The organism is Streptomyces gelaticus (genome assembly GCF_014649535.1).
GTDB classification, from domain to species: Bacteria; Actinomycetota; Actinomycetes; order Streptomycetales; family Streptomycetaceae; genus Streptomyces; species Streptomyces gelaticus.
Genome location: NZ_BMTF01000004.1, coordinates 220,997 through 241,186, shown reverse-complemented (window position 1 = coordinate 241,186; position 20,190 = coordinate 220,997). Strand labels below are relative to the sequence as shown.

The window sequence follows — 20,190 nt, the reverse complement described above, 5'->3', positions numbered from 1 at the left end:
AGCGGTTGGTACTGCACGATCGACTTCGATCCATTGCAGCCCCACCTCCTCCAGCCGGTCCCCCTTGGGGGATGACGTGTCACCGGGGCTGAGAGCGACGCTTCTGCGTGCTGCCCCGACCAGCGGCCAAGACTATCAGCCGACTGACGGCCAATCCCTTACTTTGCCCGTTCCATACGCGACCTATGCTCGCTGGATGGGAGAAATTCTTGCTCTGGTCGAGGCCCGGCTGCTGACGGCCCTCGGTGAACCGGACGCGCGTGCGGCGGTGACATTTCTCGGTACGGACCGGATCGAGGTGCTGCGCTTCGCCGACGGCGATATGGTGCGCTATGCCACGCTCGGTATGTCGGCCCATCCGATGGCCGACCCGACCGCGGCCCTCGTGGACCCGGTGAAGGGCCCGCGCGCCGAACTGATCCTCTCCGTGCGCGCCGGACTCGCCGACACCGACAAGGTGTTGCGCCCGCTCGCGGTGCTCGCCGCCTCCCCGCAGGTCGAGGGAGTGATCGTGGCGCCCGGTGCCTCGCTGGACGTGGGCGAACCGCTGTGGCCCGGGGCGCCGTTCAGTTCCGTACTGGTCGCCGAGCCGGGCGGGCTGGTGGAGGCCCTGGAGCTGAGCGAGCCGGCGCCGCGCAGCGGCTCGGCGGGGGGCGGCGGCCGGGAGACGGGCGGGCTCATGGACCCGGTCCGGTTCCTGCCGCTGCTGCCGATGACGCACAACGAGGCCGCATGGAAGCGGGTCAGGGGCGCGCAGGAGCTCCAGGAGCGGTGGCTCTCGCACGGTACGGACCTGCGTGATCCGCTGCGCGGCTCCGTACCCCTGGACTGATCCGCGCCACCGCAGGCACGCGAAAGCCCCGCCGCGCGGCCAGGAGGGAGAGCCGCGGGCGGGGCGGGCGAGGGGGTCAGTCGGCGAAGACCGTGACGCTGTCCTCGGTGGCGTGCTTCGGCTCCAGCTCCACCGCCTCGTGGGTCAGCGCCGCACGCCGGATCCAGATGACGACGGCACCGGCCACGGCCGCGACCGCGGCGACCACGAACGGTATGTGGATGTCGCTCCACTCCTCGATCTTCGGGGCGAGGTACGGGGCGGCGGCCGCGGCGAACCAGCGGACGAAGTTGTAGCCCGCGCTCGCCACCGGCCGCGGCGCGCCCGACACACCGAGCGCCAGCTCCGTGTAGACGGTGTTGTTCATGCCGATGAAGGCGCCGGAGACGATCGTGCAGACGATCGCGACGGTGTGATTGCCGTACCCCAGGACCAGCAGGTCGACGGCGAGCAGCACCAGCGAGGCGCCGAGCACCTTCAGGGAGCCGAAGCGCTCCTGGAGCCGCGGGGCGACGAGCACCGAGAAGACCGCGAGCAGCAGACCCCAGGCGAAGAACACCGCGCCCGACTTGTACGGCGTCATGTTCAGCACGAACGGGGTGAACGCGAGGACCGTGAAGAACGCGTAGTTGTAGAAGAACGCCGAGGTGGCGACCGAGGCCAGACCGCCGTGGCCGAGCGCCCTGATCGGGTCGAGCAGCGAGGTCTTCCGGGCGGGCCTGGGCTGTTCCTTCAGGAACGCCGTGATGCAGATGAAGCCGATGGCCATCAGCGCGGCCGTGCCGAAGAACGGGTAGCGCCAGCTGGCGTCACCGAGCAGGGCGCCGAGCAGTGGTCCGCAGGCCATGCCGAGGCCGAGCGCCGACTCGTAGAGCAGAATCGCCGCGGCGCTGCCGCCGGCCGCGGCGCCGACGATCACGGCCAGCGCGGTCGACACGAAGAGCGCGTTGCCGAACCCCCAGCCGGCCCGGAACCCGACGAGTTCGCCGACGGACGACGAGGTGCCGGAGAGCGCGGCGAAGACGACGACGAGCGCGAGGCCGGTCAGGAGCGTCTTGCGGCCGCCGATCCGGCTGGAGACGAAGCCGGTGACGAGCATCGCCACGGCGGTGATCAGGAAGTACGAGGTGAAGAGCAGGGACACCTGGCTCGGCGTCGCCTCCAGGCCCTTGGCGATGGACGGCAGAATCGGGTCCACCAGGCCGATTCCCATGAATGCGACAACAGAGGCGCCCGCCGTGGCCCAGACGGCCTTCGGCTGGCGCAGGATGCTGCTCGCGCCCTGATCGAACGGATCCTCTCCCTGCATGGGTCTTCTCGCTCTCCGCTAGGTCGTTTCGATACACACAGAATAAGTTAGGGAACCTAATGAGTGCAACTTACATCTATTTCTGCAGGTGGCGGGCCTCGCTGCGGACGGGTGATCTTGCTTGACGCGGCGACGGTCCTGGAGGACCGTTGGTCGCTATGAGGGGCGAACCCAGTTGCCCGAAGTGCGGAGGCCGGGTCAGGGCGCCCGGTCTGTTCGCCGACACCTGGCAGTGTGCCGTGCACGGCGGCGTGCAACCGCTGCAGCCGGTGGTTCCGCCCAGCGTCGAAGCGCTGGGGGCGGTGGTGCGCCGGGCCGAGGTCCCGGTGTGGATGCCCTGGCCGTTGCCGGTCGGCTGGCTGTTCACCGGTGTGGCGAGCGCGGGCGACGACCGCAGCGGCGGCCGGGCCACCGCGGTGGCCTGCTCCGGCCCCGGTCCCGTCGGCGGCATGGGCGACCTGTTGCTCGTCACCGAGGAGCTCGGCGTCGGACTCGGTGCCCGCTTCGCCGGGATCGACGGCCCCGACCCCGGCTCCTACCTGGACGTCGACGGCCCGCCGGACGTCAAGATGCTCGCCGCCGGCCGCCCTACCCCGCTGTGGAACGTCAAAGGGGTCCCCGAGGACCGGGCGGTCTTCGCGGGCGAGGCGCGCGGACTCTGGCTCTGGGCGATCGTCTGGCCCGAGCAGTCCGGGCTCCTGATGTACGACGAGCTGGTGCTCGCCGATCTGCGCGAGGCCGGGGGAGAGATGGACCTCGTACCGTGCGGGGCGCTCACCCCGCGCCTGCTCAGCTGAGACCGGCGCCCGGGCGACCGGCCGGGCACTGTTCGAATGCCGGTTATCCTGAGACGTCCCCTTTTACGGCCCCGAGCACTGGAGTACGCGTCGTGCGCATCGACCTGCACACCCACTCCACCGCTTCGGACGGCACGGACGCCCCCGCCGAGCTGGTGCGGAACGCCGCCGCCGCGGGGCTGGACGTCGTCGCGCTCACCGACCACGACACCGTGCGCGGCCACACCGAGGCGATCGCCGCCCTTCCCGAGGGGCTGACCCTCGTCACCGGGGCCGAGCTCTCCTGCCGGATCGACGGCGTGAGTCTGCACCTGCTGGCGTACCTCTTCGATCCCGACGAGCCCGAGCTGGCCCGCGAGCGCGAACTCGTGCGGGACGACCGGGTGCCGCGCGCCCGGACCATGGTGCGCAAGCTCCAGGACCTCGGGGTGCCCGTCGAGTGGGAGCGGGTCGCGAGGATCGCCGGGGACGGATCGGTCGGCAGGCCGCACGTCGCCACCGCGCTCGTCGAGCTCGGCGTCGTCGAGACCGTCTCCGACGCCTTCACGCCCGAGTGGCTCGCGGACGGCGGACGCGCCTACGCCGAGAAGCACGAACTCGACCCCTTCGACGCGATCCGGCTGGTCAAGGCCGCCGGCGGCGTCACGGTCTTCGCCCACCCGGCCGCCGTCAAGCGCGGCGAGGTGGTGCCCGAGTCCTCGATCGCGCGGCTCGCCGCCGCCGGTCTCGACGGCATCGAGGTCGACCACATGGACCACGACGAGCCGACCAGGGCCAGGCTGCGCGGGCTCGCCCATGACCTGGGGCTGCTGACCACCGGGTCCAGCGACTACCACGGCAGCCGCAAGACCGTCGGGCTCGGCGAGTACACCACCGACCCCGAGATCTACGGCGAGATCACCCGGCGCGCCACGGGAGCCTTCCCGGTGCCGGGAGCCGGCGGGCCCCGCCCCGCGTAACGACGCACGTGCCGGGGCCGGACCACGGACCCGTACGCACACCGCTGTCCCCCACCTTCACGTTCCACTTCCCGTACCCGGCCGTCCGGCCGCCGTCATGGCTTCGGGGTGCGCTCCTTCAGGCCGTTTCTCTCTTCTCGCAAGGCTCACTGTGTTCGACGTCGCTGTCTTCGGATCCCTTTTTCTCACGCTTTTTGTGATTATGGATCCCCCCGGTATCACCCCGATCTTCCTCGCGCTCACCGCGGGCCGCCCCGCCAGGATGCAGCGCAGGATGGCGTTCCAGGCGGTCGCCGTCGCCTTCGGTGTGATCGCCGTCTTCGGTCTGCTCGGTCAGCAGATCCTCGACTATCTGCATGTCTCCGTACCCGCGCTGATGATCGCGGGCGGACTGCTCCTGCTGCTGATCGCGCTCGATCTGCTGACCGGCAAGACCGACGAGCCGACGCAGACCAAGGACGTCAATGTGGCGCTCGTGCCGCTGGGCATGCCGCTGCTCGCCGGGCCCGGTGCGATCGTCTCGGTGATCCTGGCGGTGCAGCACGCCGACAGCGTGGCCGGTCAGATCTCGGTCTGGTCGGCGATCCTCGCCATGCACATCGTGCTCTGGCTGACCATGCGTTATTCGCTGCTGATCATCCGGGTCATCAAGGACGGCGGCGTCGTGCTGGTGACCAGGCTCGCCGGAATGATGCTGTCCGCCATCGCCGTGCAGCAGATCATCAACGGTGTCACCCAGGTCATCCAGAACTCCTGACGGCGCCCGACGGCACCACAGCGCCCCCGTGCGGACCTTCCGTACGGGGGCGCTTCGTCTTTGTGCGTCGTCGTGCGTTACGAAGCCGAGGTCTCGGCCGGGCGGATATAGATGCGCTGGCCTATGGCTGCGGCCTGCTGCACGATCCGGTTGACGGAGGCGGCGTCCACGACGGTGCTGTCCACGGCGGTACCGTCGACATCGTCGAGTCGCATGATCTCGAAGCGCATGAGGCTTCCCTTCGTCTGATCCTCCTGCTGGAGAACTACTGGGAGGACGGATGACCCGTCCGCAAGGATGAGAGCACCGGACACCTCTGTCCTGTGCTCCACGAGGGGTACAACGGCTTGCCCCGGGCAAACATTCCCTACGCTAAGGAAATTTTTTGGATGTCTAAGCATCAGCAGGTCACCGAGCAGGAGCGGGCGACGAGGTCCACGACGAGGCCCGAATGAACGAGGCAGAGATCCGCGAGCGTCTGGACCGTACCAACGAGCTGCTCCAGCGCATGCTCGCCGAGGTGTCGAAGACCCCGTCGACCCACGCGATCTTCGTGGACGCGGGCTATGTGTACGCCGCGGCCGGACTGCTGGTCACCGGCACCGAGGACCGCCGCTCCTTCGACCTCGACGCGGAAGGGCTGATCGAGGCCTTCATCGACAAGGCCCGGACGATCTTCGCGGACAGCAGGCTGCTGCGCGTGTACTGGTACGACGGAGCCAGGCGGCGCATCCACACCGCCGAGCAGCAGTCCATCGCCGAACTCCCCGACGTCAAGGTCAGACTCGGCAACCTCAACGCCAACAACCAGCAGAAGGGCGTCGACTCACTCATCCGCACCGACCTCGAATCGCTCGCCCGGCACCGCGCCATCAGCGACGCGGCACTGGTCGGCGGCGACGAGGACCTGGTCTCCGCGGTGGAGGCGGCGCAGGGGTACGGGGCCCGGGTGCACCTGTGGGGCATCGAGGCGGGGGAGGGGCGCAACCAGGCCGAACCGCTGCTCTGGGAGGTCGACAGCCAGCGCACCTTCGACCTGGACTTCTGCCGTCCGTACGTCACCAGACGCCCCGTCACCACCTACGAGGACGACACCCCCGCGCCCGCGCGCGAGGACGTCCGCTTCGTCGGTGCGCAGATCGCCGCCGCCTGGCTGGCCGCGCGGGGCCGCGAGTCCCTCGCCGACCTGCTGCCCGGACACCCCTACCTGCCGGGCTCCGTCGACCAGGACCTGCTGGTCGAGGCCGAACGGCTGCTCCAGCACTCGCTGCGCGGCCACGCGCATCTGCGGCGGGCACTGCGCGACGGCTTCTGGCAGCATCTCCAGTCGCAGTACTGAGCCCGCCTGCGGCGCCGCCTACAGGCTGTCCCAGAACGCGACGAGCGCCGCCGCCGTCTGCTCCGGGCGGTCCGTGTTGGGGGAGTGCTCGGCGCCCGTGATCCGGGTGCGGTGCGCGCCGAGCCGCCGCGCCATCTCGTCGAGCAGCGGCACCGGCCAGGTGTCGTCGCGCTCGCCGGAGAGCACATGGACCGGCAGCGGCAGAGCGGCGAGTTCGGCCACCCGGTCCGGCTCGGTCACCAGCTGGCGGCCGGTGGCGATCAGCTGGGCGGGCCGGTGGCGCAGCCAGCGCCGACGCAGTGCCTCGCCGTCGGTCGCCGCCTCCTGCGGCGGGTCGAGGGCGCGCATCGCCTCCCACACCTCGGCCATGCTCAGCGTCGCGAGCGCGTCGCTGAGCACCTTCACCTTGAGCTGCTGGGCCTCGACGACCTCGGCGGGCCCGGAGGACATCAGGGTCAGGGAACGGAACGGTGTGGCGTCGCGCAGTACGGCGGCGCGGGCGATCTGCCCGCCGAGCGAGTGCCCCAGAAGATGCACGGTGCCTTCGCCGCCCGCGTCGAGAGCCGCGGTCTGGGCGAGCACATCGAGGGCCAACTCGCCCTGTGTGTAGGCCTCCTGACGATCAGTCCCCTCGGTCTCGTACTGTCCGCGGCCGTCCACGGCGACGGTCCGGTACCCGGCGGCCGAGAGCGGTTCGAGGAGCGCTATGAAGTCCTCCTTGCTGCCCGTGTACCCGGGCAGCAGGAGGGCGGTGCCACGCACGGCGCCGGACGGCGAGGCGTCCAGCACGGCGAAGTCGCCGCGCGGAGTGCGCAGCTGGCGGGCGTGGGCGCAGGGGGGCGGGGTGAAGGTGTGCGGCCGGCTCATGGGACGAGGTTATGCCGTGGAACGCCGGACGGGCAGAAGAGAGGCGTCTGAACGCCGGACGGGCCCGAGGACATCCTCGGGCCCGTCGGCGTTCGGGCTGCTGAGCGGTGGCCGCTCAGCCCTCGGTCTTCGCGGCGGCCGCGCGCGGCGCCCGGCGCCTGCGCGGCTTCGCCTCGCCCTCGGTGACCGGGGCCTCGGCCACGGCCTCCGTCTTCGGCTTGGCGGCCGCACGGGTGCGGCGGCGCGGCCTGGTCTCCGGGACGGGCTCGGAGATGGGCGCGATCTGGAAGTCGACCTCGTCCTCGACCGGCTTGACGACGCGGGGGCGGCGACGCGGCTTGGTCACCGTCCTCGTCCCGGCCACCGGCTCGGAGATCGGCGCGATCTGGAAGTCGACCTCCTCCTCGACCGGCTTGACGACGCGGGCGCGGCGACGGCGCGGCCTGGTCTCGGCCACGGGCGCGTCCTCGGCCGGGGCCTCGGCGGCCTTCGGCTCCACCGTGACCTCGACCACGGCCTCCACCGTGTTGACCACGGCCTCGGCGGCGGCTTCCGCGGCACCGGCCCGGGTACGGCGACGGCGACGCGGCGTACGCGGCTCCGACGGGGCGTCAGCGGCCTCGGCGGCCGGGGCCGGCACCGCGGCGGTGGTGGCGGGCGTTTCCTGGACGGCGGCGCCGCCCCGGGTGCGACGGCGCTGGCGCGGCGTACGCGGCGCACGCTCCTCGCGGACGACGGGTGCCGAGGGCGCGGAGGACTTGCGGCCGCGGCCGCCCGTCTCACCGAGGTCCTCGATCTCCTCGGCCCGCAGACCCGCACGGGTCCGCTCGGCGCGCGGCAGGACACCCTTGGTGCCGGCCGGGATGTCGAGCTCCTCGAAGAGGTGCGGCGAGGTGGAGTAGGTCTCGACCGGGTCGTTGAACGTCAGGTCGAGCGCCTTGTTGATCAGCTGCCAGCGCGGGATGTCGTCCCAGTCGACCAGTGTGATCGCGATGCCCTTGGCGCCGGCGCGGCCGGTACGGCCGATGCGGTGGAGGTACGTCTTCTCGTCCTCCGGCGACTGGTAGTTGATGACGTGGGTCACACCCTCGACATCGATACCGCGGGCGGCGACGTCGGTGCAGACGAGCACGTCCACCTTGCCGTTGCGGAAGGCGCGCAGCGCCTGCTCGCGGGCGCCCTGGCCGAGGTCGCCGTGGACCGCGCCGGACGCGAAGCCGCGCTTCTCCAGCTGCTCGGCGATGTCGGCCGCAGTGCGCTTGGTGCGGCAGAAGATCATCGCGAGTCCGCGGCCGTTGGCCTGCAGGATGCGGGAGACCATCTCCGGCTTGTCCATCGAGTGGGCCCGGTAGACGTGCTGCGAGATGTTCGCGACGGTCGCGCCCTCGCCGTCGGGGGAGGTGGCGCGGATGTGCGTCGGCTGCGACATGTAGCGGCGGGCGAGACCGATGACGGCGCCCGGCATGGTCGCCGAGAACAGCATCGTCTGGCGCTTTGCCGGAAGCATCGTGATGATCTTCTCGACATCGGGCAGGAAGCCCAGGTCGAGCATCTCGTCGGCCTCGTCGAGCACCAGCGCGCGGACGTGCGAGAGGTCGAGCTTGCGCTGTCCGGCCAGGTCGAGCAGCCGGCCCGGGGTGCCGACGATCACGTCGACGCCCTTCTTCAGGGCCTCGACCTGCGGCTCGTACGCCCGGCCGCCGTAGATCGCGAGCACGCGGACGTTGCGCACCTTGCCAGCGGTGAGCAGGTCGTTGGTGACCTGCTGGCAGAGCTCACGGGTGGGGACGACGACGAGCGCCTGCGGCGCGTCGGTCAGCTGCTCGGGCCTGGCCCGGCCCGCCTCGACGTCGGCGGGGACGGTGACGCGCTCCAGCAGCGGCAGACCGAAACCGAGGGTCTTGCCCGTGCCGGTCTTGGCCTGGCCGATGACATCGGAGCCGGAGAGTGCGACGGGGAGCGTCATCTCCTGGATGGGGAAGGGGGACACGATACCGACGGCCTCAAGGGCCTCGGCCGTCTCGGAAAGAATCCCGAGTTCACGAAACGTAGTCAGGGTGCTGCCTCTTCTGTGAGACGCGGTCCGAGGCGAACGCTGGGGGTCGTACCGTGCCGGGGTTGGTCATCCGGCCGGGATGGGCCGGGTGGCGCGGGACCACTGCCGTCGCTCGAGCGCTCGTGCCGCTGAGGGGGCCCCTCATCTGCGGTCGTACGTGTCGTACGCACCGCGTGGAGGGCTGTCGGGTCGGAGCCGATCGGGCCACCGACCGGGCATCCTCATTCGTTTTCACCATTTTCACGCCACCGGTACGTCCAAAATACTCAGTAGGCGCAATACCACTGTACCCCGGATTCGCGCATGTGTGTCGGGCGAATTCGTCGGAACGGTGTGATGTCACTGGCTGACCAGGCCCTTCCGTCGCCCGCCGAGCGGGCTATTCTGCGCTCCATGGAGACGCCTGACAACGCCACTGAAACCCCTGAACCCACCGGAATCGCCGCCCAGGACTGGGCCGCCGCTTCGGTGGAGCCGCAGTACCGGGCAGCGGTCGTGGATCTGCTGGGAGCACTCGCGTACGGGGAGCTGGCAGCCTTCGAGCGGCTCGCCGAGGACGCCAAACTCGCGCCGACGCTGGCGGACAAGGCGGAGCTGGCAAAGATGGCCTCCGCCGAATTCCATCACTTCGAGCGGCTCACCGACCGGCTGACCACGATCGAGGTGGACCCCACCGGCGCGATGGAGCCGTTCGCCAAGGCGCTCGACGACTTCCACCGCCAGACCGCGCCGTCGGACTGGCTGGAGGGCCTGGTCAAGGCCTACGTCGGCGATTCGATCGCCAGTGACTTCTACCGCGAGGTCGCGGTCCGGCTCGACTCGGACACCCGCTCCCTGGTCCTCGCCGTGCTCGACGACACCGGGCACGGGAACTTCGCCGTCGAGAAGGTGCGCGCCGCGATCGAGGCCGACCCGCGCGTCGGCGGACGGCTCGCGCTGTGGGCCCGCCGGCTGATGGGCGAGGCGCTCTCCCAGGCGCAGCGGGTGGTTGCCGACCGCGACGCGCTGTCGACGATGCTCGTCGGCGGCGTGGCGGACGGCTTCGACCTGGCGGAGGTCGGTCGGATGTTCTCGCGGATCACCGAGGCGCACACCAAGCGCATGGCCGCGCTGGGACTGGCCGCGTAGCAGGCTCACCGGGGGCCGGTCCGCCGGGCCGGCCTCAGGCCGCCGCTGATCGGCTCAGCCGACGGCTCCGGGGGCGGACCAGCAGCGAGAGCGTCACGGCCCCGATCAGCACCGCGCCGATCAGTGTGGCCACGACGTGGCCGGGACCCAGCACCGAGTGCATGAGATATGCGCCGAACAGGGATCCCAGGGCGCCGGTGGTGAAGACGGCACGGCGGGACGGGAGCCGGTGCGGCAGGGAGCGGAGCGCCACCCAGGCAAGGGCGAGTCCGAGCACGACGGAGCCGAGTGGTACCAGGATCACAGATGATCACCTCGCGAGTTGCGGGGCGGTTAGGGCCTGACCTGAATCGGTCATCAGCGGTACTACCCGCCGGTTGCGGAACGCAACCCTCCTCGGCACCGGCTTCGCTCCGGAACCACCCTGAACAGCAACGGGCGGCGGCCCGGTGGGGGGGTCCCACCGGGCCGCCGCCGGTCACCGCTCGGAGCGTGCTGTCTACAGCGCGCCGAACCCCACACGACGCGCGGTGGGCTCGCCGATCTCCACGTAAGCGATCCGGTCGGCCGGCACCAGGACCTTGCGGCCCTTGTCGTCCGTGAGGCTGAGCAGCTCCGCCTTACCGGTGAGAGCCTCGGCGACCGTGCTCTCGACCTCTTCGGCGGAAAGCCCGCTCTCCAGAACGATCTCCCGGGGAGTGTGCTGCACCCCGATCTTGACCTCCACGGCTATGTCCCTCCGACGGTCAGTCCCTGCGCGGTGAGCCGCGCCGTACGCAGCACACATTAGCCCGCTGAGGGGAGCCGTCAGTGGTCGGCGGGCAACGCCCGCAGCGAACACGGGCGGCGGCCGCGCCGGGCGGACCGGTCAGTGCTGATCGATGCCGTGCAGCGGGAAGCCCGCGATGCCCCGCCAGGCCAGCGAGGTGAGCAACTGGACCGCGGTGTCCCGCGGAATGGCGGACTGGCTGGAGAGCCAGTAGCGGGCGACCACCTGGGAGACCCCGCCCAGGCCGACCGCGAGCAGCATGGACTCGTCCTTGGACAGTCCCGTGTCACCGGCGATGACGTCGGAGATCGCCTCCGCGCACTGCAACGACACCCGGTCGACGCGCTCGCGCACCGCGGGCTCGTTGGTCAGGTCGGACTCGAAGACCAGCCGGAAGGCGCCGCCCTCGTCCTCGACGTACGCGAAGTAGGCGTCCATCGTCGCGGCGACCCGGAGCTTGTTGTCGGTGGTCGAGGCCAGGGCCGTACGGACCGCCTGGAGAAGCGACTCGCAGTGCTGGTCGAGAAGGGCCAGGTAGAGCTCCAGCTTTCCCGGGAAGTGCTGGTAGAGCACCGGCTTGCTGACCCCGGCCCGCTCGGCGATGTCGTCCATCGCGGCGGAGTGGTAGCCCTGCGCCACAAAGACTTCCTGCGCGGCGCCCAGCAGTTGATTGCGTCGGGCGCGGCGAGGCAGGCGAGTGCCCCGCGGGCGCGCCGCCTCGGTCTGCTCGATGGCTGTCACGCCGCCTCCCAAATTTGTGATCGGACACAGCTTTTCCGTGCACGCTGCGCCGCACAGCCATCGTACTTTTGGGTAACCCGGGCGTGCGCGGCGCGGACGCAGAATTTCATGGACCGGACGGCTGCGGTACCCACAGATTCCTCGGCCGCCGGGACAAAACGGTTTGTATCAGCGGTAATCGTCCTCATCCTGTGTCACGACGCGGGCCTGTTCCGCCGCGTCGGCCTCGTTGGCGGCGTCCCGGTCGATGTCCGTGAGCGGTTCGTCGTGCCGCTGCTGGAGATCGGCCCGCTGTTCGGCGGCGTCCGCCCGGGGCGTCTCCTGGTCCGGTTCGTCCGGCTGGATGTCCTCGAAGGTCTCCGGGTCACTGGGGTCGACCGTCATGGTGACTCCCTTCCTTGCCTCCGAGCGTAGGAGCTGGCTCCGCAGGCCGCTACGCGGTCTGTGACCGCGAACACATGAATCGGGGTGTGATCGTCTCGTAACATTGCCGCATGTCTTCGACCGAGCTGCCGGGAGTCCGTGCCGTCGCCGCCGCGGCGTCCCCGGCGGTGAGCGCCGTCCGGGTCGCGGAGGGGGAGGAGCTGCGCGCCGTGGCTCTGCCCGGTCTGACGCTGACCGTCCGCTCCCGGCCGCCGGAGCGGACCGGGCTGCCGCCCGCGCTCTTCGTGCACGGGCTCGGTGGCTCCTCGCAGAACTGGTCGGCGCTGACGCCGCTGCTCCAGGACGTGGTGGACGGCGAGGCGGTGGATCTGCCCGGCTTCGGTGACTCGCCGCCGCCGGACGACGGGAATTACTCGGTCACCGGGCACGCCCGCGCCGTGATCCGGTTCCTCGACGCCGAGGAGCGCGGGCCGGTGCACCTGTTCGGCAATTCGCTCGGCGGGGCCGTGGCCACCCGGGTCGCCGCGGTCCGCCCCGATCTGGTGCGCACCCTCACCCTCGTCTCGCCCGCGCTCCCCGAGATCCGGGTGCAGCGGTCCGCGCTGCCCACGGGGCTGCTCGCCGTGCCCGGCGTCGCCGGCCTGTTCGCCCGGATGACCAGGGACTGGTCCGCGGAGGACCGCACCCGCGGCGTGATGGCGCTCTGCTACGGCGATCCGGGGCGCGTCTCCGAGGCGGGCTTCCGCGAAGCGGTGGCCGAAATGGAGCGCCGGACGGGGCTGCCTTACTTCTGGGACGCGATGGCGCGCTCGGCACGTGGCATTGTCGATGCGTACACGCTCGGCGGGCAGCACGGACTGTGGCGCCAGGCCGAGCGGGTGCTCGCACCGACCCAGCTCGTGTACGGCGGACGGGACCAGCTCGTCTCGTACCGGATGGCGCGCAAGGCGTCCGCGGCCTTCCGTGATTCACGGCTGCTGACCCTGCCCGACGCGGGGCACGTGGCGATGATGGAGTACCCGGAGGCGGTCGCCCAGGCCTTCCGGGAACTGCTCGACGAACGCGGCGGGAGCTGATCCGGGGCGTGGGACGACATAGTCGAAAGGGCCCCGAACCCTCGGGGCCCGGCATCGAGGCCGCCGCCGCGGACGCGGGCGGCGATCGCGCGGCCGCCCGGCCGGGCACCGGGCGGCGCCGGAGGCCGGCGGACACACCGGCCGACGCCGACGGGCACACCCCCTTCCAGCAGGCCGGACACGTCCGCGGCGGCCATCCCGAACAGCACGAACCCGGCGGCGGCTGGGGGACGGGCCCCCAGCCGCGCTTGCGGGCCGACGACCACCGGCCCGGAGCGCGGCCGCAGGCGGCGCCCCGGCAGCAGCCGCCCGGAACCCGGCCGCTGATACCGGGACCGCGGCGCGAGTTCGTCGAGGCCTTCGACACACCGCCCGCACCGCGCGGGTCTTCCGTCCCGCCGACCCGCTCCGCCGATCCGCACGCCCCGGCCGGCGAGCGGGACGAGCGGTCGCCCGGCGGCGACGCCCCGGCGCCGGGCAAGGGCGCCAGGGGGCGTACCTTCACCGGGATCGCGGCCGCCGCGGTGACCACCGTGCTCGCGGTGGTGGTGGCCGGGCAGGTCACCCAGGACAACGGCGGCGGGACCACCGCCGCACAGCCCTCGGGCGTCGACCGGCGCGGCCCCGACGGCGCCTCCCGCTCGGACGACCGGCCGGCCCCGGAGCCGGTGCGGGCCAAGCCGCTCTCGTACGCCCAGAAGATGGCCAAGGCCTATCCGCTCGCCCCGGACCTGAAGGCGTCCGGGAAGTTCGAGGCGGTTCCGGGGACGGCGAAGGCCCCGGGCCGGGGGCACAAGTACCGCTACCGGATCGATGTGGAGAAGGGCCTCGGCCTCGACGCCGCGCTCTTCGCCAGGGCCGTCCAGGAGACGCTCAACGACGACCGCAGCTGGGCGCACGACGGGGCCATGACGTTCGAACGGGTCTCCACCGACGACCCCGATTTCGTGATCACCCTGGCCAGCCCCGGGACCACCGGCGAATGGTGCATGAAGTCCGACCTGGACACGACGGTGGACAACGTCAGTTGCGACTCCGCGGCGACCGAGCGCGTGATGATCAACGCCTACCGCTGGGCCCAGGGCTCGTCGACCTTCGGTCCGGACAGACTCTTCGCCTACCGCCAGATGCTGATCAACCATGAGGTCGGTCACCGGCTGGGTCACAACCATGTGAGTTGCCGCACGCCCGGAGCCCTCGCCCCGGTGATGCAGCAGCAGACCAAGTCCCTGGACATCGACGGAATCAAGTGCAGGCCCAACGCCTGGGCATATCCACGCAGTTGAGTCGGGAAGGGGTGGGCCCACGGATGTGACGGGCCCGCCCCTTCGGTATGCCGGGCCCCGTGGCCGTATGCGGAAGGGGTGTACACCTGCCCACACGGCGTCCGAATGGTGAGACCACTGTCTCAATTCGCGTTGACATCCCCTGGGCCTTGATCCATATTTCTCGGCATGTCACACGGCCCCGTCCTCCCCGATCGCGCAGTCATAGAGCTGGCGCTCATCGGTGTGACCGGGCACAGTGTCGCCGACATCGACTGTTGCTGACGCCTGCCCGAGCGCGCGTCCGCCCGCGGTCCGAGCCCTGACGGGCCGAGGCCGCCACGCATGACCGCCGCGTCCGGCCGTCCTTTGCCCGCAGGCGCGGCAGTTCGGTGTTTCCGGTCGGCTTCTTCCACTCGTCGACCGGCTGTGTGCACTCGCTCTCGCCGCTGCCCGCGCGGAATTCCTTCCGTTCGTTTCCCCAGGCAGTACACCCGAGAGGTCACTTTCCGATGCGTCAACCGTCCGTCATATCGCGCCGCGTGGCAGCGGCCACCGCAGTACTCGTCGTGGCCGCGGGTGCCGCGGCCTGCGGGCCCGAGGACAACAGGGGCGGCGGCAGCGGCTCCGGCGCGGCGGGCAAGCCGGAGAAGGGCGGCACGCTCACCGTCCTCAACAGCAAGCCGCAGGAGGACTTCGACCCCGCGCGGCTCTACACCTCCGGCGGCGGCAACGTCCCGTCCCTGGTCTTCCGCACGCTCACCACCCGCAACCGCGAGGACGGCGCCGCCGGCGCGAAGGTCGTACCCGACCTGGCGACCGACCTGGGCACGCCCAGCAAGAACGCCACCGTGTGGACGTACACCCTCAAGGACGGCCTGAAGTACGAGGACGGCACCGCGATCACCAGTGCCGACATCAAGTACGGCATCGAGCGCTCCTTCGCCGCCGAACTCTCCGGCGGTGCGCCCTATCTGCGCGACTGGCTGATCGGTGGCGCCGACTACCAGGGCCCGTACAAGGACAAGAAGGGCCTCGACTCCATCGAGACGCCCGACGCGAAGACGATCGTCTTCCACCTCGACAAGCCGGAGGGCGAATTCCCCTTCCTGGCCACGCAGACCCAGACCACCCCGGTGCCCAAGGCCAAGGACACGGGCACCAAGTACGAGGAGCACCCGGTCTCCTCGGGCCCGTACAAGGTCGTCAAGAACGAGGGCGACGGCGAGCGCCTGATCCTGGAGCGCAACCCGCACTGGTCGGCGGCGACCGACGAGGAGCGCAAGGCCTACCCCGACCGGATCGATGTGCGCTCCGGGCTCGACTCGGCCGTCATCAACCAGCGGCTGTCCGCGTCGCAGGGAGCCGACGCCACCGCCGTCACCACCGACACCAACCTGGGCCCGGCCGAACTCGCCAAGGTCACCGGCGACAAGAAGCTCGCCGACCGCGTCGGCACCGGCCACTTCGGCTACACCAACTACATCGCCTTCAACCCGAAGGTGAAGCCGTTCGACAACCCGAAGGTGCGTCAGGCGATCTCGTACGCCGTCGACCGCTCCTCCGTGGTCAACGCGGCCGGCGGCTCCTCGCTCGCCGAGCCCGCCACCACCTTCCTGCCCGACCAGGCGGCCTTCGGCTACACGCCGTACGACCACTTCCCGGCCGGGAAGAACGGCGACCCGGCCAAGGCCAGGGAACTGCTGAAGGAGGCCGGTTACCCCAAGGGGCTGACCGTCACCCTCACACACTCCAACGACAAGGACTTCGCCACCAGCCCGGAGATCGCGACCGCGCTCCAGGAGGCGCTGAAGAAGGCCGGAATCACCGTCAAGCTCCAGGGCCTTGAGGGTAACGACTACTCCGACACGGTCTACGACGTGAAGAGCGAGCCCGGCTTCTTCCTCGGCGGCTGGGGCGCCGACTGGCCCTCCGGCGGCCCGTTCTTCGCACCGATCTTCGACGGGCGCCAGATCGTCAGGTCCGGCTACAACTTCAACTCCGGCCAGCTGAACGACCCCGCGGTCAACAAGGAGATCGACGAGATCAACAAGCTGACCGACCTGGACGCCGCCGCGAAGCGCTGGGGGGCGCTCGACAAGCAGGTCGGTGAGCAGGCGCTGACCGTGCCGCTGTTCCACCCGGTCTACAAGCGTCTGTACGGCGAGGCCGTCAAGAACGTCGTGATCAGCGACTGGACCGGCGTGCTCGACATCTCGCAGGTCGCGGTCAAGTAGTCATGGCAGAAGCACTTCTGGCCGAGGAGGCGGGGACCGCGCCGGCCCCCGCCTCCGGGGCCGGTCCGTTCTGGCGGCGGCTGCGCGCCCGGCGCGCGGCCCTCGTGGCGGCCGCGGTCGTCGCCCTGCTGGTCCTGGTCGCCCTCGCCGCACCGCTGCTCGCGGGCATCGAGGGCCAGGACCCCACCACGTACCACCCCGACCTCGTCGACTCCGCCACCGGCGGGGTGCCGATCGGCTCCTTCGGCGGGATCGGCGCCGACCACTGGCTCGGCGTCGAACCGCTCACCGGACGCGACCTGTTCGCCCGTGTCGTCCACGGCGCGCGGGTCTCGCTCGGCGTCGCGCTCGCCGCCACCCTGCTCCAGGTGCTCATCGGCGTCGGCATCGGGCTCGCGGCCGGGCTCGGCAACCGCTTCGTCGACCAGGCGCTCAGCCGGGTCACCGATGTCGTGGTCGCGCTGCCCGTCATGGTGATCGCGCTCGGCGCGCTCGCCGTCGTACCCGCGAGCTTCCCCCGCCCGGTCCTGATCGCAGTGATCATCGGCCTGGTCGGCTGGTCCGGGATCTCGAAGATCGTGCGCGCCCAGACGCTCTCGCTGAAATCGCGCGACCACGTCGCCGCCGCCCGGCTCAGCGGCTGGGGCTCCTGGCAGATCGCCCGGCGCGAACTGCTCCCGGCGCTGGCCGCGCCCGTCATCACCTACGCGGTGCTGCTCTTCCCGTCGAACATCGTCGTCGAGGCGGCCCTGTCCTTCCTCGGTGTGGGCATCAAGCCGCCCACACCGTCCTGGGGGCAGATGCTCAGCGACGCCGACACCTGGTACCAGGCGGCGCCCACCTATCTGCTGATCCCGGCGCTGCTCCTCTTCGTCACCGTGCTGGCGCTGACCGTCCTCGGCGAGGGCGTACGCACCGCACTCGACCCGCGCGCCGAGTCCCGGCTGCGGATCGGCACCGGCCGGAAGAAGGAGGCCGACGCGTGAAGTGGTTCCTGCTCAGACGCCTCGGCGGGGCGGTCTTCGTGCTGCTCGCCCTCAGCGTCGTCGTCTACGCCGCCTTCTACGTCGCCCCCGGCGACGTCGCGCAGATCGCCTGCGGTCCGCGCTGCTCGCCCGCGCAGGTGGCGCAGGTCAGCGAACAGCTGCACCTGGGCGACCCGTTGTACCTGCAGTACGCGCACTTCCTCCAGGGGCTCTTCGCCGGCCACGACTACTCGACCGGGACCGGGGTGCTGCACTGCCAGGCGCCCTGCCTGGGGCTCTCGTACCAGAGCGACCAGCAGGTCACCGAGCTGATCCTGGCCAAGCTCCCGGCCACCGCCTCGCTCGCGCTGGGCGCCTTCGTGCTGTGGATGCTGCTCGGGGTCGGCACCGGGCTGCTCTCGGTGTGGCGGCGCGGCCGGCTGACCGAGCGCGTGCTCACCTGGATCACCCTGGCCGGCATGGCGACACCGGTCTTCGTGATCGGACTGCTGCTGATCATCATCCTGGTCACGGCGCTCCAGATCCTGCCGTTCCCGGACTACGTACCGCTCACCGAGGACCCGGAGCAGTGGGCCTGGAACCTGCTGCTGCCCTGGATCTCGCTGGCCCTGGTGTCCGCGGCGCCGTACGCCCGGATGACCCGGGCCTCGATGCTGGAGACCCTGGCCGAGGACCATGTGCGCACCTTCAGGGCGTACGGGGTCGGCGAACGGGCGCTCGTGGGACGGCACGCGCTGCGCGGTGCGCTGGCGCCGGTGATCGCGCTCGGCGCGCTGGACATCGGCTCGATGTTCGGCGGCGCCGTCCTCACCGAGTCGCTCTTCGGGATTCCGGGGGTCGGCCGTGAACTCGTCGACGCCGTGAAGCACGTGGACCTTCCGGTGGTCGTCGGTCTGGTGCTCGTCACCGGATTCTTCGTCGTCCTCGCCAATGCCGTCGCCGACATCCTCCAGGCGATGGCCGACCGACGGGTGGTGCTGGCATGAGCCTGGTCGAAGTCTCGGATCTCTCGATCTCGTTCGGCGACGTACGAGCCGTGGACGGGCTGTCGTTCTCGCTGGAGGCCGGCGGCGCGCTGGGCGTGGTCGGGGAGTCCGGCTCCGGCAAGAGCGCCTCGGCGTACGCCCTGCTCGGACTGCACCGGGGGACCGGTGCGAAGGTCGGCGGCTCGATCCAGGTCGCCGGGGTGGACGTGACGGCCGCGGACGACGCGGAACTGCGGGCCCTGCGCGGTGCGAAGGCCGCGATGGTCTTCCAGGACCCGCTGTCCTCGCTGGACCCGTACTACGCGGTGGGCGACCAGATCGCCGAGGTGTACCGGGTCCACCACCGGGGCTCCCGCCGGGCGGCGCGGGCTCGGGCGGTGGAGGTGCTGGACCGGGTCGGGATCCCCGACGCGGTACGGCGTTCCCGGTCGCGGCCGCACGAGTTCTCCGGCGGGATGCGGCAGCGGGCGCTGATCGCGATGGCTCTGGCCTGCGAGCCCCAGCTGCTCATCGCCGACGAGCCGACGACCGCCCTGGACGTCACCGTCCAGGCCCAGATCCTGGACCTGCTGCACGATCTGCGCCGCGAGACGGGCATGGGGCTGCTGCTGGTCACGCACGACGTGGGCGTGGCGGCGGAGTCGGTCGACGAGGTGCTGGTCATGCAGTCGGGGCGGGCGGTGGAGCGGGGGCCGGTGGGCGAGGTGCTCGTGGCCCCGCGCGAGCCGTACACGCGGGCGCTGCTGGCGGCGGTGCCGCGGGTGACGGAGCAGCGGATCTCCTCGGGCGCGAAGCCGGCGGGCGACGGCGAGGTGCTCGTCGAAGCCGACGGTGTGCGGCAGGTGTTCGGCAGGGGGAAGAGCGCGCAGGCCGCCGTCGACGGGGTCTCGCTCACCGTGCGGCGCGGCGAGACCCTGGGCATCGTCGGTGAGAGCGGCAGCGGCAAGACCACCCTCGGGCGGATGCTCGTCGGGCTGCTGGAACCCACCTCGGGCCGGCTCACCCGCGACGCCCGGGTCCAGATGGTCTTCCAGGACCCCGTCTCCTCGCTCAACCCGCGCCGCTCGATCGGCGAGTCGGTCGCCGACCCGCTGCGTGCCTCGGGGGAGCGCGACGAGGCGGTGATCAGGACGCGGGTACGGGATCTGCTGACCCGCGTCGGCCTCGCCCCGGAGAGCTACGACCGCTATCCGCACGAGTTCAGCGGCGGACAGCGCCAGCGTGTCGGGATCGCCCGCGCGCTGGCCGCCGAGCCGGAGCTGATCGTCTGCGACGAGGCCGTCTCCGCGCTCGACGTGACGACCCAGGCCCAGGTGACCGCCCTGCTCGCGGAGCTCCAGCGGGAGCTGGGGCTCGCCCTGGTCTTCATCGCGCACGACCTCGCCGTCGTACGGCAGGTCAGCGACCGGGTCGCCGTCATGCGCCGGGGCCGGATCGTCGAGGAGGGCGGGGTGGACGAGGTGTACGGGAACCCCCGCGATCCGTACACCAAGCAGCTCCTGGCGGCCGTTCCCGCGCTCGACCCGGCGCTCGCGACGGTGCGCCGCGCGGCCCGCAAGGAGCTGGCCGCCGCCTGACCCTGTGTGACCGATCGCTCCCATAGCGCGACTGAACGCTATCGGGGCGGGAAAGTTACGACGGTTCACCCCTTTCGGTGGCGCGACGGACAACCGTCCGTCGCGCCACCGGCGTATCCGCTTAC

The 20,190-nt window shown here is 71.1% G+C and carries 21 protein-coding genes; 13 read left to right on the top strand and 8 right to left on the bottom strand.

Annotation, left to right across the window (positions count from 1 at the left end):
- The first annotated feature begins 196 nt into the window (after positions 1 to 196).
- Positions 197 to 832: a suppressor of fused domain protein gene (locus IE107_RS07940; RefSeq protein ID WP_189542540.1), complete on the top strand. Its 636-nt coding sequence runs from the start codon at positions 197 to 199 to the stop codon at positions 830 to 832.
- 76 nt (positions 833 to 908) lie between these two features.
- On the opposite strand, the gene IE107_RS07935 is transcribed toward IE107_RS07940, so the two are convergent.
- Positions 909 to 2,141 carry an MFS transporter gene (locus tag IE107_RS07935; RefSeq protein WP_189542538.1) on the bottom strand — a complete coding sequence of 411 codons (1,233 nt, stop codon included), beginning with the start codon at positions 2,139 to 2,141 and terminating at the stop codon, positions 909 to 911.
- Between the two features lie 158 nt (positions 2,142 to 2,299).
- Between IE107_RS07935 and IE107_RS07930 the strand changes: the two genes are divergently transcribed.
- The 3 genes from IE107_RS07930 (at position 2,300) to IE107_RS07920 (ending at position 4,654) form a co-directional block, all read left to right on the top strand.
- Complete coding sequence (locus IE107_RS07930) at positions 2,300 to 2,938, top strand: DUF6758 family protein (RefSeq protein ID WP_189542536.1); 639 nt, start codon at positions 2,300 to 2,302, stop codon at positions 2,936 to 2,938.
- 92 nt (positions 2,939 to 3,030) lie between these two features.
- Entirely contained in the window at positions 3,031 to 3,897 is an 867-nt protein-coding gene (locus tag IE107_RS07925; protein ID WP_189542534.1) for a PHP domain-containing protein, read from the top strand.
- Positions 3,898 to 4,048: 151 nt separating this feature from the next.
- Entirely contained in the window at positions 4,049 to 4,654 is a 606-nt protein-coding gene (locus IE107_RS07920; protein WP_189542532.1) for a MarC family protein, read from the top strand.
- A 77-nt stretch (positions 4,655 to 4,731) separates the two neighbouring features.
- On the opposite strand, the gene IE107_RS07915 is transcribed toward IE107_RS07920, so the two are convergent.
- On the bottom strand, positions 4,732 to 4,884 hold the full coding sequence (locus IE107_RS07915) for a DUF8834 family protein (protein WP_177328023.1): 153 nt from the start codon (positions 4,882 to 4,884) through the stop codon (positions 4,732 to 4,734).
- A gap of 221 nt (positions 4,885 to 5,105) precedes the next feature.
- Here IE107_RS07915 and IE107_RS07910 point away from each other — a divergent pair, with 221 nt between their 5' ends.
- Positions 5,106 to 5,993 carry an NYN domain-containing protein gene (locus IE107_RS07910; protein ID WP_072483884.1) on the top strand — a complete coding sequence of 296 codons (888 nt, stop codon included), beginning with the start codon at positions 5,106 to 5,108 and terminating at the stop codon, positions 5,991 to 5,993.
- Positions 5,994 to 6,011: 18 nt separating this feature from the next.
- Here the strand turns inward: IE107_RS07910 and IE107_RS07905 are convergent, their stop codons facing one another.
- Together IE107_RS07905 and IE107_RS07900 are read right to left on the bottom strand one after the other, a co-directional pair.
- Positions 6,012 to 6,860: an alpha/beta fold hydrolase gene (locus IE107_RS07905; protein ID WP_189542530.1), complete on the bottom strand. Its 849-nt coding sequence runs from the start codon at positions 6,858 to 6,860 to the stop codon at positions 6,012 to 6,014.
- Positions 6,861 to 6,975: 115 nt separating this feature from the next.
- Complete coding sequence (locus IE107_RS07900) at positions 6,976 to 8,826, bottom strand: DEAD/DEAH box helicase (protein WP_189542914.1); 1,851 nt, start codon at positions 8,824 to 8,826, stop codon at positions 6,976 to 6,978.
- A 483-nt stretch (positions 8,827 to 9,309) separates the two neighbouring features.
- Between IE107_RS07900 and IE107_RS07895 the strand changes: the two genes are divergently transcribed.
- On the top strand, positions 9,310 to 10,044 hold the full coding sequence (locus IE107_RS07895) for a ferritin-like fold-containing protein (protein WP_189542528.1): 735 nt from the start codon (positions 9,310 to 9,312) through the stop codon (positions 10,042 to 10,044).
- Positions 10,045 to 10,078: 34 nt separating this feature from the next.
- Here the strand turns inward: IE107_RS07895 and IE107_RS07890 are convergent, their stop codons facing one another.
- The 4 genes from IE107_RS07890 to IE107_RS07875 form a co-directional block, all read right to left on the bottom strand.
- The gene (locus IE107_RS07890) at positions 10,079 to 10,348 is read right to left on the bottom strand and encodes a hypothetical protein (RefSeq protein WP_189542527.1); all 270 of its coding nucleotides are present in this window, start codon (positions 10,346 to 10,348) and stop codon (positions 10,079 to 10,081) included.
- A gap of 195 nt (positions 10,349 to 10,543) precedes the next feature.
- Positions 10,544 to 10,771, bottom strand: coding sequence for a DUF3107 domain-containing protein (locus IE107_RS07885; protein WP_189542525.1), 228 nt, complete (start codon positions 10,769 to 10,771; stop codon positions 10,544 to 10,546).
- A gap of 141 nt (positions 10,772 to 10,912) precedes the next feature.
- Positions 10,913 to 11,554: a TetR/AcrR family transcriptional regulator gene (locus tag IE107_RS07880; protein WP_030915445.1), complete on the bottom strand. Its 642-nt coding sequence runs from the start codon at positions 11,552 to 11,554 to the stop codon at positions 10,913 to 10,915.
- A gap of 168 nt (positions 11,555 to 11,722) precedes the next feature.
- Positions 11,723 to 11,938, bottom strand: a complete 216-nt coding sequence (locus IE107_RS07875) for a hypothetical protein (RefSeq protein ID WP_189542523.1) — start codon at positions 11,936 to 11,938, stop codon at positions 11,723 to 11,725.
- Between the two features lie 110 nt (positions 11,939 to 12,048).
- Between IE107_RS07875 and IE107_RS07870 the strand changes: the two genes are divergently transcribed.
- The 7 genes from IE107_RS07870 to IE107_RS07845 all read left to right on the top strand — a co-directional run bounded on the left by IE107_RS07870 (position 12,049) and on the right by IE107_RS07845 (position 20,065).
- The gene (locus tag IE107_RS07870) at positions 12,049 to 13,014 is read left to right on the top strand and encodes an alpha/beta fold hydrolase (protein WP_189542521.1); all 966 of its coding nucleotides are present in this window, start codon (positions 12,049 to 12,051) and stop codon (positions 13,012 to 13,014) included.
- 8 nt (positions 13,015 to 13,022) lie between these two features.
- Positions 13,023 to 14,300, top strand: coding sequence for a DUF3152 domain-containing protein (locus IE107_RS07865; protein WP_189542520.1), 1,278 nt, complete (start codon positions 13,023 to 13,025; stop codon positions 14,298 to 14,300).
- A 168-nt stretch (positions 14,301 to 14,468) separates the two neighbouring features.
- Positions 14,469 to 14,564 (top strand): Ms4533A family Cys-rich leader peptide, encoded by a 96-nt coding sequence (locus tag IE107_RS36070; protein WP_323138501.1) that lies wholly within the window; start codon positions 14,469 to 14,471, stop codon positions 14,562 to 14,564.
- A 227-nt stretch (positions 14,565 to 14,791) separates the two neighbouring features.
- A complete protein-coding gene (locus IE107_RS07860; protein WP_189542518.1) occupies positions 14,792 to 16,516 on the top strand; it encodes an ABC transporter substrate-binding protein in 1,725 nt (574 codons plus the stop codon).
- A 2-nt stretch (positions 16,517 to 16,518) separates the two neighbouring features.
- Positions 16,519 to 17,502, top strand: a complete 984-nt coding sequence (locus IE107_RS07855) for an ABC transporter permease (protein ID WP_189542516.1) — start codon at positions 16,519 to 16,521, stop codon at positions 17,500 to 17,502.
- Positions 17,499 to 18,488, top strand: coding sequence for an ABC transporter permease (locus IE107_RS07850; RefSeq protein WP_189542514.1), 990 nt, complete (start codon positions 17,499 to 17,501; stop codon positions 18,486 to 18,488). The genes IE107_RS07855 and IE107_RS07850 overlap by 4 nt, the downstream gene beginning before the upstream one ends.
- Positions 18,485 to 20,065 carry a dipeptide ABC transporter ATP-binding protein gene (locus IE107_RS07845; RefSeq protein ID WP_189542512.1) on the top strand — a complete coding sequence of 527 codons (1,581 nt, stop codon included), beginning with the start codon at positions 18,485 to 18,487 and terminating at the stop codon, positions 20,063 to 20,065. The genes IE107_RS07850 and IE107_RS07845 overlap by 4 nt, the downstream gene beginning before the upstream one ends.
- The last annotated feature ends 125 nt before the right edge of the window (positions 20,066 to 20,190 follow it).